Origin of the sequence: Bradyrhizobium glycinis (assembly GCF_016031655.1) — a bacterium.
Classification (GTDB): domain Bacteria; phylum Pseudomonadota; class Alphaproteobacteria; order Rhizobiales; family Xanthobacteraceae; genus Bradyrhizobium; species Bradyrhizobium glycinis.
In genome coordinates this window covers 40,120-55,276 of sequence record NZ_JACCHQ010000026.1, presented here as the reverse complement: position 1 = coordinate 55,276, position 15,157 = coordinate 40,120, and the positions used below count along the sequence as shown (strand labels likewise).

Sequence of the window (15,157 nt, the reverse complement as noted above, 5' to 3'; positions counted from 1 at the left end):
AAGACGGGGATGGGTCATGGACGGACGGCTGCCGGGAACGGAGGGCGGGACGCTGCGCGTGCTGTACGCGCGATGCTGAACGTACCGACATTATGGACGGTCTTCGTCGTCAACTTCCTGGCGCTCGGCGTGATCTGGGCCTACGTGACGCGTTCCTATCCGAATTTCGCGGCTGCGCGGTTCTGGATGGCATCGGCCTTCGTCGGTGCCGCCGGCGCGATGACGGCCTTGATCCGTCTGTTCGTCGCCTCTCCCCTGCCGCTGCTGCTCGGCGCCGGTGGCGTCATCGCTGCGAGCTGCCTCGCCGCCATGGGAATTCAGCGCTTCTACGACCGGCCGGTCTCGTGGCGCCTGATGACCGCGACGGGGTGCTTGAGCCTTCTCGGCGTCGTGCTCTTCATGGTCGGATTCGAGCACATGCAATTGCGCATGCTGAGCTACACGCTCGGTCAGGCCCTGCCGCTGGTGCTGGCGCTGCGTCTATTGTTGTCGCCGGAAGGCCGCGTCAGTCCGGGCGCCAAGCTGTCCGGCATCGTCATCCTCAGCATTATCGCGATTCTGCTCGCGCGCACCGCGGGCAATCTGCTTGGCTATGATCTCTCGGCGCGCGCCGGCGGTCAGGCCCATGCGATCATGGTGCTCGGGCTGCTGTTCCTGTCGATGACCCTCAATTTCGGTTTCCTGCTGATGGCGATGGACCGGTTGCGGGGCGAGGTCGCCGACCTCGCGCTGATCGACGATCTCACCGGCGTGGCCAACCGGCGGCATCTGCTGCAGCGTCTGTCGGAGGAATGCGCACGGTCGGAGCGCAGCGGTGAGCCGTTCTCGCTGCTTGTGATCGACCTCGACGGCTTCAAGACCATCAACGACACCCATGGCCATGCCGCCGGCGATGCCTGCCTCAGGCACTTCACCCTGATGGCGCAGACGCGCCTGCGGCCCGGCGACATGCTCGCCCGCACCGGCGGCGACGAGTTCTGCATCGTGCTGCCGTCCTCGTCCCTGCGCGAGGCTGCCGCGATCGCCCGCCGCGTGCTCGAAGTCTGCCGTCAGGATGCCGCCAGCTGCAGCGGCCGCGATATTCCGATCGCGATCTCGATCGGGGTTGCGGAGTGGGACCGCGGCATCGGGGAATTCCCCGACCGGCTGATGGCCAATGCCGACCACGCCCTCTATGCCGCCAAGAAGAACGGCAAGAACGATTTTGCGGTCTATGATCCCGCCCCGCCGCTGTCGCCCGAGTCCGTCGGAACGGTGAGGACATTCGCGTAAAGCCTGTTAGGCTCGACGTCGCATTGGACCTTGCATGATGACGTTTCGCCTGCTGGCGGCCGTGTTGGCCGCTCTCCTTCCGATCGTCCCCGCCGCTGCCACGGATGCCGAACTCGTCAGGCTCGCGCGCGCCTCCGGTACGCCCAACATTCCCGGCCTGAAGATCGTCTGGCTGGCGCCGTGGGGCGACGTCGGCAACGCAAGACCCTGGCGCAACATCATCGTGCACCAGACCGAGGGACCTGCGGGCTCGGCTCGCGGCGGCGCCCAGGCGCAGGCGAAGAACCCGACGCGGCGCGGCGTCACGGTCTGGGTCGAGACCGACGGCACGGTCTATTGGGCGGTCGCCGAGAACCTCGTGCCGACCCACGGCGACGGCGCCAACCGCAACGACAACAAGTACATCGACAACCGGCCGACCTATCGTCAGGTGGTGCGCGACAATTCGATCGGAGTCGAGTTCGCCGGCAATTATCCCGACGTGACGACGGGGCCGACGGAGGCACAGGTCGCGGCGTGGAAGATCCTCGTGAAGGTGCTACGCGCGCGCTACGACATCCCGCTTGAGCGCGTCTACGCGCACAACTGGATCGACTACAAGGACGCGCGCTATTGCGAAGGCTGCATCCTCGCGACGATGGCACGGGCATGGGGGGAGTAATCTCCTCCGTCATTCCGGGGCGCGCCTCTTGGCGCGAGCCCGGAATCCATTCGTCCACCAACCCGCGGTCTGATGGATTCCGGGCTCGCGCTCCGCGCGCCCCGGAATGACAGAGGAGCTTGCACCACGTGCGCCATCCAGCGGAACAAGCGCGCATCACACCAACAAAAAAGCCGGCGTCACCGCCGGCTTTCTGTCTTTCGATCCGCCAATCTCTGGCGCTGCCGCCGCTTAATGCGCGGCTTCCAGCGCGGCCTGTTCGGCCTTTGCAATCGTGCCCTTGACCGCGGACTGCACCTTCTCGAAGGCGCGGACCTCGATCTGGCGGACGCGCTCGCGCGACACGCCGAACTCGGCAGCAAGGTCCTCCAGCGTCATCGGCTCATCGGCGAGGCGGCGGGCCTCGAAGATGCGGCGTTCGCGCGGGTTGAGCACGCCCATGGCGCCGTTCAGCGCGTCACGGCGGTGATCATATTCCTCGTGCTCCGCCATCATGGCTTCCTGGTTGGGCGTGTTGTCGACCAGCCAGTCCTGCCATTCGCCGGCTTCGCCGTCGTCGCGGATCGGTGCGTTGAGCGACGCATCGCCGCCGAGGCGGCGGTTCATGTCGATCACGTCCTGATCGGTGACGCCGAGGCGCTTGGCGATCATCTTGACCTGGTCGGGGCGGAGATCGCCTTCGTCCAGCGCGTTGATCTTGCTCTTCGCCTTGCGCAGGTTGAAGAACAGCTTCTTCTGGTTCGCGGTGGTGCCCATCTTCACGAGCGACCACGAACGCAGGATGTACTCTTGAATCGACGCCTTGATCCACCACATGGCGTAGGTGGCGAGACGGAATCCCTTCTCGGGTTCGAATCGCTTCACCGCCTGCATCAGGCCGACATTGCCTTCCGACACGACTTCGGAGATCGGCAGGCCGTAGCCGCGATAGCCCATGGCGATCTTGGCCACGAGGCGGAGATGACTGGTGACGAGTTGGTGCGCCGCGTCGCGATCATCATGCTCGCGCCAACGCTTGGCGAGCATGTACTCCTCCTGCGGTTCCAGCATCGGGAACTTGCGGATCTCGGCGAGGTAGCGAGAAAGGCCGGATTCTCCATTGAGGACCGGCAAAGCAGCGGTACGGGCCATAGTGCGCCCTCCAAGGTTCAGGCCCCCGATAGCGGCGGGCCAGGCAGACGACCGCTGTGTCAAAGCCGGCCGGGCTGCGATGTTCCGCGTTGGTCATTTCAACGCAGACGCAATATACCCCATTGGGGGTCAAAAAGGGAAGGATTGCTGACGTCACGTCCCCGTGTGGCAGCTATAACTTTTTGTAATGTAAAGGCTTTCTGAAGCAGCCTGCGTCATAGCGCCGCTTTGAGCATCCGTTCGAGGAGAAGCAAATCCTCCGGCAAAGGCGCCTCCCAGTGCAGAAGTTCTCCCGTCCTCGGGTGCTCAAATACCAGCAGGTAAGCATGTAAGGCCTGCCGTCCCAGCGCTGCCAAAGCCGCCTGCGATTCGGGGCCGAGCTGGTTGGCCTTGGTCTTGAAATGCGGGCCATAGACGGCATCGCCCATTAGTGGGTGGCCGATATGGGCGAGATGGACGCGGATCTGATGGGTGCGGCCGGTCTCGAGCTCGCAGGCGAGCAGGGCGGCCACCGGCTTGCCGTCGCGCCCCGCAAAACTCTCCAGGATCTCCCAATGCGTCACCGCCTCGCGGCCGCCCTGGCGCACCGCCATCTTCTCGCGCGCATGCGGATGGCGGTCGATCGGCGCGTCCACCGTGCCGCGCTGCCGGTTCGGCACGCCCCACGCAAACGCCATGTAGCCGCGCCGCATCGCGCCGGTGCGGCCGTGGTCGGCGAATTGGGCGGTCAGCGAGGCGTGGGCGAGGTCGTTCTTGGCGACCACCATCAGCCCCGTCGTGTCCTTGTCGAGCCGGTGCACGATGCCGGGCCGGCGCACCCCACCGATGCCGGAGAGCGAGCTGCCGCAATGGGCGATCAGCGCATTCACCAAAGTGCCGGTCTCGTGGCCGGCCGCGGGGTGCACGACCAGGCCCTTGGGCTTGTTGAGGACGACGATGTCGTCGTCCTCGAACACGATATCGAGGGCGATCTCCTCCCCCTTGGGCTCGGCGGGCGCCGCTTCCGGCACGTCGATTATGATCGTATCGCCGGAGGCGACGTGATAAGCGGGGTCGCGGACCGCGGCGGCCTTCAGCTGCACTGCGCCCGCCAGGATCAGGGCTTTCAGCCTCGATCGCGACAGCTCGGGCAGGCGCGCCGCCAGCACGCGGTCGAGCCGGGCCGAGCCCTCGTCGCCGGCGACGACAACCTCCAACCTTTGCGCTGACCCAGGGCTAGTCATGACGACGTCTGATACCGCTGTTCCCGAACCGACCCCCGAGCAGGCCGCGCTGTTTGCGCGGGTGCGGCGGATGATGCTGATCGCGGGGTTGACCACGGCGCTGGCGATCTGCGCCGTGCTGATCGCGGTGGGCTACCGCCTTTTCAAGTCGGAGGGAAGGGCGGTCGAAGCGGCAGGAGATGTCACCGCCACTCTGCCCAAGGGCGCCAAAATCGTCTCGACCGGGGTTGCCGGCGACCGCCTGGCGGTCACGCTGGATATCGGCGGGGTCATCGAGATCCGCACCTTCGATGCCCATACCCTGAAGCCGGCCGGACGGCTGAAATTCGCCAACGAGCTGTAAAAGGCCTGCCGGGGTCCTTGCGGCGGACAAATTTCGAGGCTATTGGCTAGCCCTCACGCTCCCTTCGTCTAGCGGTTAGGACGCGGCCCTCTCAAGGCTGAAACAGGGGTTCGATTCCCCTAGGGAGCGCCATTCTGCTGTTCCGCGATTTTGCACGAAGGCACGGGCCGGTGGTCGCTCCCGTCCTGTTCGCTGCGGCGCAGCCCCTCTCGGCATAGTTTATGATCGCTTTTAGCTGGGCGTCCATCGTTCGCGGACCCGCCGATCCGGCGTCAGAGCCGATCGGGGAAATCAACATAGGCCATGCGATCCATGACGCTGTCCGCGAGCGCCACCTTGTAGACGGCTTCGGCGAAGCGCCTGTCGTCGGCTACACGGCTCAGCTTGCTGCTGCCGAGGCGCTGCGGCAGCAGGCTGCAAACCGGCTCAAGCATTTCAATTTCGAACGGGACCATGACACCGGCAGTCATCGAGAACGCCCCAGGGGTAAGGAGCCTAGTGGCCATCAGTTCTCCATCGTCGATCGAATGTTCGAGCCCGACGTCGAGCAGCCATACTTTCGAGTTGCGAATAATGTCGGTGGCGATCAGGCCCACCTCGTCGTGACGCTGCTCGATTAAGAGTATCACGAACTGCGACCGACGCATTGCGTCCAGCATCACCCCTTCGTCGGACTGCGCTTCGAACCTGGCCGACCTCGCGTAGCGATCGATCGCCCGCGAACGATCCGCCGGTGCGGTGTAAACGGCAAGGTCGTAGACGTAGTACATCTCGTCCATGTCTTCGAGGAGCAATGTCTTTCCTTGTGCCAACCCGAGCCTGCGTGCGTGATTCAGCAAGGCATCGGCGGGTATGCACCGGAGGACTTCCTCATTAAGTTTCTTGGAGATTTCCCGAAGGTGTAGGTAGCGGGCGAGGATGTCATCGCGCGTGGAAGCCGTGTCGCCGCCCCAGGCAAAGATCGACTGCTGTTGGGCGAGGGGAAGGGCCATGAAACTCTCCCGAGTTGGGCCGCCAGCTTTCGACATCGTTAGCGAAGCGCATTGATTCGCGAAACAGCCTTGTCCATCATCGACGGTGTGTCGGCTGCAAACCGAAGCGGTCGACTGGCCGCGTCTGGACCGGCAACGGGTTGAAATCTTGCGAAATTGATCCGCCGGGTCGGGGTCCGGCGCAGATTGGAGAGTGAGCCGAGAAGTCCAATGAGCCGGAAGAATCGGGTTCCACTTGGCGATCGCGTCGCAACAGCAGCCGAAAGGGCGCTGGCGGCCCAGCACTTTGTGAACGCCACCGACATCCTCATCGGGATCGGGTGGCTCGATTCCGGAGCCGTCGAGCGCTGGCAGCGCGGGCAGATCGATTGCCTGGAGGAGGTTGTCCAAACCAATCCGCCTCGCATCCTGGAAGCCATGCAGCTATTCCAGTCCTGGGCGACCGCGCGAGGACTGATCGCAAGCCCCACAGCCTATGTTGATCGTACCCCGCAACGCCGGGAGCTGCGCTTCAGTCGCAGCGAGGACCCCAAGATCGAAGCGTCTTACCGGACACACTGGATATCGCCGGAACTCTCGGAAGCGAAGCGCGAACGGCTGGTGGAGAAGGCAAGCCGCGGCCCGGAACTGGTGGTCATCCAGCCATTGAACACGGAGTGGACATGCCATCGCTGTAGCGGCACCGGCAATCTCCTGATGATGGAGCCTGCCGGCCCGGCGTGCCTGCGCTGCGTTGGCCTCGATGACCTCGAATTTCTGCCGGCAGGTGATGCGCTGCTCACCCGGCGCGTGAAAGCGAACAGTGCCCGATATGCCGTCGTCGTACGCTTCAGCAGAACGCGCCGCCGTTACGAAAGACAGGGCCTGCTGGTCGAGCCGCGGGCCCTTGCAGATGCGCGGTGATCGAACCTTGATCGGTGCGCTTTGACGCACGTCGTCTCACAAGGTGGTCCGCAATGGTGCTCGCGGTCGTCACATGGCAATCCTGATCCCCAGCCTCGGCTTCGCGCGCTTCGACAGCCGTGGTGAGCTACGGCTGGCGGAACGACTCAAGGACTTCCTCGAAGAGAACGCTGTCGTTTGGCACAACCTGCCTGTCGGCCCTCGCAACCGGCATCCGGATTTCATCATCATTCATCCCGCGAACGGCCTGCTTGTGCTCGAGGTGAAGGACTGGCGCCTGGAGACGATCGTTTCGGCGGACAAGACGAAGGTCGAGCTGCTGACAAGTCGCGGTGTGGTGCGGGAAAGCAATCCGCTGGAGCAGGCTCGCAGCTATACGTTCGAGGTCGTGCGCACGCTGGAGCGCGACGGGCAATTGTTGTTTCCGCCGGGTCATCGCCTCGCGGGCCGGTCCATCGTTCCGTTCGGCTTCGGGGCTGTGTTCACCAACATCACGCGCAAGCAGTTCGACCAGACCGATCTCAAGGAGGTGTTCTCCGACCATCTCTGCCTGTTCAAGGACGAGATGACCGAGGGCGCGGACCCCGAGGAATTCCGGTCGAGATTATGGCGCATGGTTCATCCGCGTCCCGAGCAGCCGCTGTCCATGCCGCAATTCGACCGCCTGCGGGCGCTGCTGTTCCCCGAGATACGCATACGACAGATTGCGCTGCCTTTGGACGATGCGCCTCGCGCCGATTCTTCGGACCGGACGCTTGCGGTCATGGACCTGCATCAGGAGCAGTTCGCGCGCAGCCTGGGCGAGGGGCATCGCATCATTCGCGGCGTCGCCGGGTCTGGCAAGACCCTGATCCTCGCCTTTCGCGCCGAGTATCTGGCGCGTGCGGCGGCAAAGCCGGTGCTCATCCTGTGTTACGCCAACGGCATCGCCGGCCGGCTCGAGGATGCCATGCAGAGCAGGGGCGTGGAGGACCGCGTTCAGGTTCTCACCTTCCACTCGTGGTGCTACCGGATGCTGCGGACTTACGGGATTGCCGCCCCATCCGAGCGAGACTATCCGGACTACGCAGAGCGCCTGGCTGCGAGCGTTGCAGAGGTCGTGAAGGCGGTCGATCAAGGCCATATCCCGGCGGAGCAGTACGACGCCGTCCTGATCGACGAGGCGCATGACTTCGAGCCGCAATGGCTCGCGCTCGCGGCCAAGATGGTGAACCCGCGCACCAAGGCGCTGATGGTCGTCTACGACGATATCCAGGCCATCTATAAAGGGCGCGAGCGCCCGGTCTGGAGCCAGCTCGGAATCGAGGCGAAGGGCAGGACGACCGTGCTGAAGGTCAATTACCGCAACACGGCGCAAATTGTTGCGTTCGCGAGACGCTTCGCCGCAGACGTCATCGGCGCTCCCGGCATCACCGCCGATGACGAGCACGCCATCCTGCTGCCCGAAGATGCGGGTCGCCAGGGACTGGAGCCGGACGTGCGGCGATGCGTGAGCATCGACGCAGAATCTCACTGCGTCGCCGAGTGGTTTCTCGACCGGAAAAAAGCCGGCTACGAGTGGTCGCAAATGGCGTGTCTCTACCCGGAGCACTGGATCGGCGGCCGGGTCGCGCAGGTCCTCGCCGGGCATGGCGTGCCGATCGACATCGCCAAGGACAATCGCAACAGGGTTTCGGTCAAGCGGGTGGCCGTGCGATTCCTGAGCATGCACAGCGCGAAAGGGCTTGAGTTTCCCTGCGTCGCCATTGCCGGCTTGGGCCTGCTCGGCCGCCACGGCGAGTCCCTCGAGGAATGTGTCCGGCTGACCTATGTCGGGGTGACCCGGGCAACTCACGAGGCGCTCCTGACGTATTCGAACGAGTCGGCATTGGTGCAGCGCTTGATCGCGTAGGCCGACGCCGCGCAGGCACTCTTTTATGCGGTAGTGCAGTCGATCGATCGTCACCGATGATGACGTGATCGAGTGAACCGGCCTTGCATCCAATCCGGCGCAACTTGCATTCACTCCGGCGCAAAATGAGCCACATCGCGTCGTTGCTTTCTGTGCCGCGCGATGGTTGCATGCCGCGCGCATAGCTCGGGCTCCCCTCAACGCCTGTTCGAGCGGCGATCGCGAGAGGAGCCCTGGCCATACGTCTTGGCCGTAAGTTCAGTGATGCGCCGAAACGCTTCTGACGGTCTCGGTGAGCATGTCACCCGATGAGGAATGGCTGACGTCACCCAGGCTGATGATGCCGACCATCCGCTTGCTCTTGTTGATCACCGGCAGCCTGCGGACCTGCAGCTTCTCCATATGATGCATCGCCTTGGCGAGGTCATCGTCCTCGCGGCAGCAATGGATGCCCTCGGTCATCACGTCGCGCGCAGTCGCGCGGCCGGCATCGAAATTGCGGCTCGCGAGTCCTTTGCAGACGATGTCGCGGTCGGTCACCATTCCGACCAGCTTGTCATTCTCGCCGATCGGAATGCAGCCGATGTCATGCGCCCGCATCAGTTTGGCAATCTCGGTGATTGGGGTATCGGGGCTGACCCAGTCGACACCCTTGTGCATCACGTCTTTGACTTTCATGGCGAGCCTCCGTTCGTGGGTTTCAAGTGCGTTGATGCAATGCAGCGGCACCCCCAATCTTCCGAACTCCGACAGACAAGCCCAGGCACGCTCGCGGCCGCCCCGCGAACAGTATGACGGCGGCCTCGCGGCCAGAGTTCCCGCCCAGGCAACGGCAATGGGCGGTCTCCAAAATCCTCAGTCATGCGCGCTGAAGCGCCCATGCGGTGCGTTGGCCGTCAGGCGCGCGAACTGCGCGTGACCCATATGAAGTAGCGTCTCATGATCGCCGGCTTCCATATAGATATCCGGCTGTGCGTCGAGGCTGTCGTCGACGATCATTTCCAATCCGTAGCATTTGCCGACGGCGGGAACCGCACCGTGTGCACAGTCGCTGAACAGCCGATTGATCTCGGTTTCATTGGCCATGTGGACATTGTCGCCGAGGCTTGTCCTCAGGTCCGACAGGCGGAGGTGATGCGATGCGGGCAAGACGGCCAGCATGTATCCGCCGTCGCGCCGCAACACGATGCCCTTGGCGAGGCGGTCGCCCGAGATATGACATGCCTGCGCCGTTCGGGCGGACGTCATGCTGAGTTCGTGCGGGATCACCTCGTACTGGATGTTCTCAGCGGCGAGGTATTTCTGGAGGGTGGGAGCAATGGTCATGGCATCACCTCCGATGCGGAATGCAAACCATCCACCGCGAGGTCGACCCTGCAGACTCTCGCCATACGATGGGCGGCAAACCTAACATAGGTCTTCCATCCGCAAGCCGCAATTCAATTCCCCTCGGAGCCGCAACAGGGTGTGGCCAGGAGCAGGCTTTTCGCGTGGCTCGGCGCAGGCGCTCTCCTACGCCGTCGTGCCGTCGATCGAGCGACGGATCACCCGCTGCACTTCCGTATTCGACAGGAATAGATCGTGGTTGATGATGCCCCAGCCTTCCTGGGAGGCATCGACCACGCGCACACCGAGCCCCGCGATGGCGGCCTTCTCGGCCGCACCGACCCGGGTCATGCCGCCTGCGAGCTGCCCCGACAGCGCCAGTGCACGATCGTTGGTCGAGGCGATCACCGTGATCTTGCCGGCGAGCGGGCCGATGCGCTGGATCGCCGACGAGAACACGTCCATGTCGATGTCGGGGGCGGCAAACACCACCGCGCCGATCTTGCTCGTCACCGTGTCGCCGTATCGCCCATGGAGCTGGCGCAGGCTTTCGAGCGTCAGCATGGTTCCCATGCTGTGGGCGACGATGTGCACACGTCCGCCGCCTGGCGCCGACACCAGCGCCGAGAGCACGCGCTCGAAATTGTCGCGCGACCACATCGCGCTGTCGCGGTCGTAGGCGTAGTCGAACAGTCCTGCCTTGGAAGGCCAGGAGAACGCCATGGTCCGGCCGCGGAACTTGATCCCATCGGAGAGGTGGGCTGCATCCAGCACCGCCGTCTCGAATGTCTGCTTGAAGCCGTGCACGTAGATCAGCACGTCCCCGCCGCCGGCCTGCGCGGCGAGATCGCCCGCGTCGGCCGGCACCGGTTCGATCCGGTCAATACGCCAATCGTCAAGTCCGACCGAGGCGAGGGAAAGCCGGCTCTCGTCCGGCGCCGTCAGCTTCGCCCGAGCGACCGTCATGCTCGTCGCTCGCTCCGGCCCGAACCAGGGTTTCGCGCGGCCGCCGTTCACGGGCTTGCGCGTTGTGACGACAAGCAGCGTATTGTCAACGGAGAGCGACGAGGCGTCGAAGCGCGCGCCGGTCGCACCGAGGCCGGCGCATCCGCCGAGCGCGAGCGCGCTGCCCGCCGACAGGAATCCGCCGAGGAGAGAGCGGCGCGACATGGAATGATTTGTGTGTAGAAGACGTCGGCCTATCACAGGGAACCCATGGGAACTTTGCCCCCGACAGCCGCCCCATCTGCTCCCTGAATGACAATGGGGGCGAGAAGACGGCAGAGCCGCTCGCGCACCTCGTGGCTCAAGCGAATGCCAGGTCAGTCAATGATCTCGATGGAATGGATCTCACACCAGTCGCGCAGTGCCCGCTCTGTCGCCTTGTTCCGGTAGTCATGCCAAGCATCGATCGCTCCCCGGCGGGAGAGCAGGGCCTTGAATTTCTGATAGGCCGCGTTTGCTGAAAATGTAGCGAACGTCGTCCAGATCGTTCGGCAGGAACTCGCGGGCGAAAGCCAGCACAAGGGGCTTGCCGAGGTCGAGCTCGCGTGTGTTCGGGACCGGCAAGTATTTTGTCTTGTCTTCGATATCGTCAGGCAGTTGGTCTTCCTCGAGGTCCTGGAGGTCGTCGTCCTCGAACTGGCAGTAGATTCTGCCTGTCCGCCTGCAAATGAACGCGCGGCATACGCCGCCGCTGACGTCGGCGAACTCGAAGGCCTGCAGGACGTCTCCGAATTTTAAGGGCATTGGATACCTCACTAACGAAGCGACGCCGCAATGTCTGAGATCGACCTGAAGAGAACGAGCGCATCGTCCTTCGAGGCAATGAATCCCCGCCGCGCCCAGAACGCAGCAGCTTCGGCATCGACCGCGTTGACGACCAGCGCGCGTCCCCCGATCAGGCCGGCGGCCGTGACGCAGCGCTGGAGCGCATGCTTGACCAGGCCCGTGCCGATTCCTTTGCCGACCCATTTCTCGTCAGTCGCGAGCTGTCCCAGCAGCAGGCAAGGCACGGGGTCGGGCGGCTGACCCGTCCGTATCGACCGCGGCAGAGACGAGGGATGATCGCCCCGGCGCCAGGCCGTAGTAGCCGACCACCCGGTTCATCTCGTGGACCACCAAGACGGCGGTAAAGCCCTTCTCCTGGTTGGACAACGCCCGCGCTTTGAGCCATCGGTCGAGGGATGGCTTGCCGCAGGAGAATTCGTCGAGATGATGAGCCGGCGTCAGCGGTTCGGGGGCCGAGATCGCCAAGCCTCAGCGCCTCTTGCCCGGGTTTCTTTCTATTCCCGGCGCGTGGTCTTCACGCGAGCCGGCGTCCGCTTTGCTCGAATGTGCCTTTCTCTCCCAGGGCGCTGCGCGCTGGAAGAGCTCAACCATTTCGGGTACCGGGGCTGCCGGTCCGGACAATGTAGCTATGAATGCCTTAAAGCCGGAGGGACTCATGCGAATGGGTGCCGTTTCCATCAGCACGTCTTCGGCGGCACGCACGGCCGCATCACGCACGAAGTCCGTGCGTGAGCGCCCGCGCAACGCCGCGGCGCGATCGATGATGGCAATATCGCTTTCCGGCAACCGCATCGAAAGCGGATGCTCCTTGCGTTCAGCGGCTCGGGGCATGATGAACCTCCAGGACGGCCAATACAGACCTTGTAGCGCACTTGCAATACAACCTTCTGACGGTGCTCATTGCGCCGTCAGGCAAAACAGCCAGAATCGCTGTCAGCCCCTCCTCGCAAAATATTCCACTTTACCGAAATTCAGATTTCGAAGGGGGCGAAGCGAAGCACAGCTCGGGCAAATCATGCCGCGAGGACGCGAGCGCGTGTCCGCAATCCCCCAAATGGCCTTCCTCTGAAGCATGATGCATCGGCTTCCCTGGAGGTGGTCGTTGCTCCCAGAATCTGCCTTGATGCGATTTCAACTTGGTTGGGAGACGATATGAGCGGTTTGGTGATCTCTGGGGGCCGGGTGGTGGATCCCGCGAGCGGGATGGACGCCGTCGGTGATGTGGCGGTCGTGGACGGAAAGATCGCCGCCGTCGGCACGGGTCTCGGCGGCGCGGAGCGGGTGATCGACGCAACCGGCCTCGTGGTCGCCCCGGGCTTCATCGATCTGCACGCCCATGGCCAGTCGATCCCGGCCGACCGCATGCAGGCGTTCGACGGCGTCACGACCACGCTCGATCTCGAGGCCGGCGTGCTGCCGGTCGCGTCCTGGTATGAGCGCCAGGCGCGGAAGGGCCGCGTGCTGAACTATGGCGCGGCCACCAATTGGGCCTTCGCCCGCATCGGCGCGATGACGGGCTCCAATGCGGAGAGCTCGCTGGAAGCGTTCGGCAACGCCATGCGCGACCGCCGCTGGATGGACAACGTCGCAACCGATGCGGAGGTCTCGGGCATCCTCGAGCGTCTGGCCCGCGGCCTTAACGAGGGCGGTATCGGCATCGGCATCCTCAACGCCTATGCGCCCGGCGCCGGCGTGCAGGAGCTGACCGCGGTGTGCCAGCTGGCCGCGAAGCAGGACGTGCCTACCTTCACCCATGTCGCCTTCATGTCGCGCATCGACCCCGAGAGCGCGGTGGAGGCCTATATCCGCCTGATCGGCTATGCCGGCGCCACCGGCGCGCACATGCACATCTGCCATTTCAACTCGTCGAGCAAGACCGACGTCGAGCGCTGCCGCGTGCTGATCGAGAAGGCGCAAGGACAGGGCCTGCCGATCACGGTCGAGGCTTACCCTTACGGCACCGGCTCGACCGTGCTGGCCGCCGCCTTCTTCAGCGATCCGGAGTTCGTCGAGCGCAACGGCACCGGTTACGATTCCGTGCAGCGCGTCACCGATGGCTACCGCTTCCACGACCGCGAGGAGCTCTTGAAGGCGCAGGCCGAAGAGCCGTCCTCGCTGGTGCTCTGGCACATCCTCGACACCGAGAACAATGCGCACCACCGCGACCTGCTCGACATGTCGGTGCTGTATCCCGGCGGCGCGATCGCCTCCGACGCGATGCCGTGGACGCTGTCGGATGGCTCAACCTACACCGGCGATGCCTGGCCGCTGCCGGATGACGCCACCTCGCATCCGCGCTCGGCCGGCTGCTTCACGAAGTTCATCCGCGAATGGGTGCGCGAGCGCAAGGCTGTGTCGCTGCTGGAAGGCGTGCGCAAATGCGCGCTGATCCCGGCCGAGATCCTCTCGCAGAGCACGCCGGCGATGCGGGCCAAGGGCCGGCTCGCCAAGGACGCCGATGCCGACATCGTCGTGTTCGACTACGAAAAACTTTCCGACCGCGCCACTTTCACGGCGATGAACCGTCCCTCGGAAGGCGTGCGGCATCTCGTGGTCAGCGGCCAGGTGCTGATCAGCGACGGCGTGCTCGATGTGACGGCGCGGCCGGGCAAGCCGGTGCGCCGTCCCGTTATCGAGAGCTGATCCATGCCGGTCCCCATTCTCCTGGTGACGGGCTTTTTGGGGGCGGGCAAGACCACAATCGTCAACCATCTGCTGGCGCATGCGCAAGGCGGGCGGATCGCCGCCGTGGTCAACGATTTCGGCGCCATCAACATCGATGCGGAGCTGATCGCGGGCGCGAGCGACGGCGTGGTCAGCCTTGCCAATGGCTGCATCTGCTGCTCGCTTGAGGGCGATCTGCTCCGCACGCTTTCGACGCTGCTGCGGCGTGATCCCAAGCCCGACCATATCGTGATCGAGACCAGCGGCGTCGCCGATCCCGCCGATATCGTGCGCAATCTGATGGACCCGGTGATCCTGCGCGAGGCACCGCTGGAGACGGTGCTTTGCGTGTTGGACGCGACGGCACCGTCCGCCGCCCTCGACGAGGCTCTGCAGCGCTCGCAGCTGCGAGTCGCCGATATCGTGGCATTGAGCAAGCTGGATCTGGCGGATGCGGGCGCGGGGGCGCGGATGCGCGAAGCCATCCGCGCCCAGCGCGTGCCCGCGGTGGTGGTCGACGCACACCGCGGCGAGATTCCGCCCGCGCTGCTGTTTCCCACCGGCACCGACCGCGCTCCGGCGCCGCGCGAGGTGGGACCGAAACGGCCGGCGGAGGAGCGCTTCGAGACGCTGAGCTGGACTTCGGATAAGCCGGTCTCGCTGCCGCGCCTGCAGCAGGCCATCAACCGCCTTGCGCCGAAGCTGGCGCGCGCCAAGGGCCTGTTCGAGACCATTGAGCAGCCCGGCCGCACGATGGTGTTTCAGTTCGCCGCCGGCCGCGCCACGCTGGCGCCTGGCGATGCGCCGGCACCGGGCGCGGCACGGTCGCGCATCGTCTTCATTGTCGAGCTTGGCATGCTCTCCCGTGCCGAGCTCGACGGGATCATGGAGACGTGCGTTGCCGGCGGCTGAGGTGAGGGGGTAGGGTCAACCGCTTCCGCCGTCAGTCACGCCCCTTCT

At 64.5% G+C, this 15,157-nt stretch carries 16 protein-coding genes and 1 tRNA gene; 8 read left to right on the top strand and 9 right to left on the bottom strand.

Annotated elements, in window-relative coordinates; genetic code table 11:
• Positions 1–72: 72 nt before the first annotated feature.
• Entirely contained in the window at positions 73–1,272 is a 1,200-nt protein-coding gene (locus HZZ16_RS29355; protein WP_197953360.1) for a GGDEF domain-containing protein, read from the top strand.
• 34 nt (positions 1,273–1,306) lie between these two features.
• The gene (locus HZZ16_RS29350) at positions 1,307–1,933 is read left to right on the top strand and encodes a peptidoglycan recognition protein family protein (protein WP_197953358.1); all 627 of its coding nucleotides are present in this window, start codon (positions 1,307–1,309) and stop codon (positions 1,931–1,933) included.
• Positions 1,934–2,164: 231 nt separating this feature from the next.
• Here the strand turns inward: HZZ16_RS29350 and rpoH are convergent, their stop codons facing one another.
• Positions 2,165–3,064, bottom strand: a complete 900-nt coding sequence (gene rpoH, locus HZZ16_RS29345) for an RNA polymerase sigma factor RpoH (RefSeq protein WP_157285013.1) — start codon at positions 3,062–3,064, stop codon at positions 2,165–2,167.
• Between the two features lie 215 nt (positions 3,065–3,279).
• The gene (locus HZZ16_RS29340) at positions 3,280–4,287 is read right to left on the bottom strand and encodes an RluA family pseudouridine synthase (RefSeq protein ID WP_197953356.1); all 1,008 of its coding nucleotides are present in this window, start codon (positions 4,285–4,287) and stop codon (positions 3,280–3,282) included.
• On the opposite strand from HZZ16_RS29340, the gene HZZ16_RS29335 reads away from it, so the two are divergent.
• Together HZZ16_RS29335 and HZZ16_RS29330 are read left to right on the top strand one after the other, a co-directional pair.
• A complete protein-coding gene (locus tag HZZ16_RS29335) occupies positions 4,286–4,630 on the top strand; it encodes a hypothetical protein (RefSeq protein WP_197953354.1) in 345 nt (114 codons plus the stop codon). The genes HZZ16_RS29340 and HZZ16_RS29335 overlap by 2 nt on opposite strands.
• 57 nt (positions 4,631–4,687) lie before the next feature.
• Positions 4,688–4,762 (top strand) — tRNA-Glu (locus HZZ16_RS29330).
• Between the two features lie 140 nt (positions 4,763–4,902).
• Here HZZ16_RS29330 and HZZ16_RS29325 read toward each other — a convergent pair.
• A complete protein-coding gene (locus tag HZZ16_RS29325; protein ID WP_197953352.1) occupies positions 4,903–5,622 on the bottom strand; it encodes a DUF7986 domain-containing protein in 720 nt (239 codons plus the stop codon).
• A 210-nt stretch (positions 5,623–5,832) separates the two neighbouring features.
• On the opposite strand from HZZ16_RS29325, the gene HZZ16_RS29320 reads away from it, so the two are divergent.
• On the top strand, positions 5,833–6,525 hold the full coding sequence (locus HZZ16_RS29320) for a hypothetical protein (RefSeq protein WP_197953350.1): 693 nt from the start codon (positions 5,833–5,835) through the stop codon (positions 6,523–6,525).
• Between the two features lie 73 nt (positions 6,526–6,598).
• Positions 6,599–8,416 (top strand): DEAD/DEAH box helicase, encoded by a 1,818-nt coding sequence (locus HZZ16_RS29315; protein WP_197953348.1) that lies wholly within the window; start codon positions 6,599–6,601, stop codon positions 8,414–8,416.
• 258 nt (positions 8,417–8,674) lie between these two features.
• Here HZZ16_RS29315 and HZZ16_RS29310 read toward each other — a convergent pair whose 3' ends face one another.
• The 6 genes from HZZ16_RS29310 to HZZ16_RS29285 form a co-directional block, all read right to left on the bottom strand.
• Positions 8,675–9,094 carry a CBS domain-containing protein gene (locus HZZ16_RS29310; RefSeq protein WP_197953346.1) on the bottom strand — a complete coding sequence of 140 codons (420 nt, stop codon included), beginning with the start codon at positions 9,092–9,094 and terminating at the stop codon, positions 8,675–8,677.
• Between the two features lie 177 nt (positions 9,095–9,271).
• Positions 9,272–9,742 carry an aminoacyl-tRNA deacylase gene (locus tag HZZ16_RS29305; RefSeq protein ID WP_197953344.1) on the bottom strand — a complete coding sequence of 157 codons (471 nt, stop codon included), beginning with the start codon at positions 9,740–9,742 and terminating at the stop codon, positions 9,272–9,274.
• A gap of 186 nt (positions 9,743–9,928) precedes the next feature.
• Positions 9,929–10,912, bottom strand: a complete 984-nt coding sequence (locus HZZ16_RS29300) for an alpha/beta hydrolase (protein ID WP_197953342.1) — start codon at positions 10,910–10,912, stop codon at positions 9,929–9,931.
• A 225-nt stretch (positions 10,913–11,137) separates the two neighbouring features.
• Positions 11,138–11,491 (bottom strand): hypothetical protein, encoded by a 354-nt coding sequence (locus HZZ16_RS29295; protein ID WP_246510510.1) that lies wholly within the window; start codon positions 11,489–11,491, stop codon positions 11,138–11,140.
• Between the two features lie 11 nt (positions 11,492–11,502).
• A complete protein-coding gene (locus HZZ16_RS38590) occupies positions 11,503–11,757 on the bottom strand; it encodes a GNAT family N-acetyltransferase (protein ID WP_446479849.1) in 255 nt (84 codons plus the stop codon).
• Positions 11,758–12,001: 244 nt separating this feature from the next.
• Positions 12,002–12,364: a type II toxin-antitoxin system TacA family antitoxin gene (locus tag HZZ16_RS29285; RefSeq protein ID WP_197953341.1), complete on the bottom strand. Its 363-nt coding sequence runs from the start codon at positions 12,362–12,364 to the stop codon at positions 12,002–12,004.
• A gap of 297 nt (positions 12,365–12,661) precedes the next feature.
• Between HZZ16_RS29285 and HZZ16_RS29280 the strand changes: the two genes are divergently transcribed.
• On the top strand, positions 12,662–14,176 hold the full coding sequence (locus HZZ16_RS29280; RefSeq protein WP_512699531.1) for an amidohydrolase family protein: 1,515 nt from the start codon (positions 12,662–12,664) through the stop codon (positions 14,174–14,176).
• 3 nt (positions 14,177–14,179) lie between these two features.
• Entirely contained in the window at positions 14,180–15,109 is a 930-nt protein-coding gene (locus tag HZZ16_RS29275; RefSeq protein ID WP_197953340.1) for a CobW family GTP-binding protein, read from the top strand.
• The last annotated feature ends 48 nt before the right edge of the window (positions 15,110–15,157 follow it).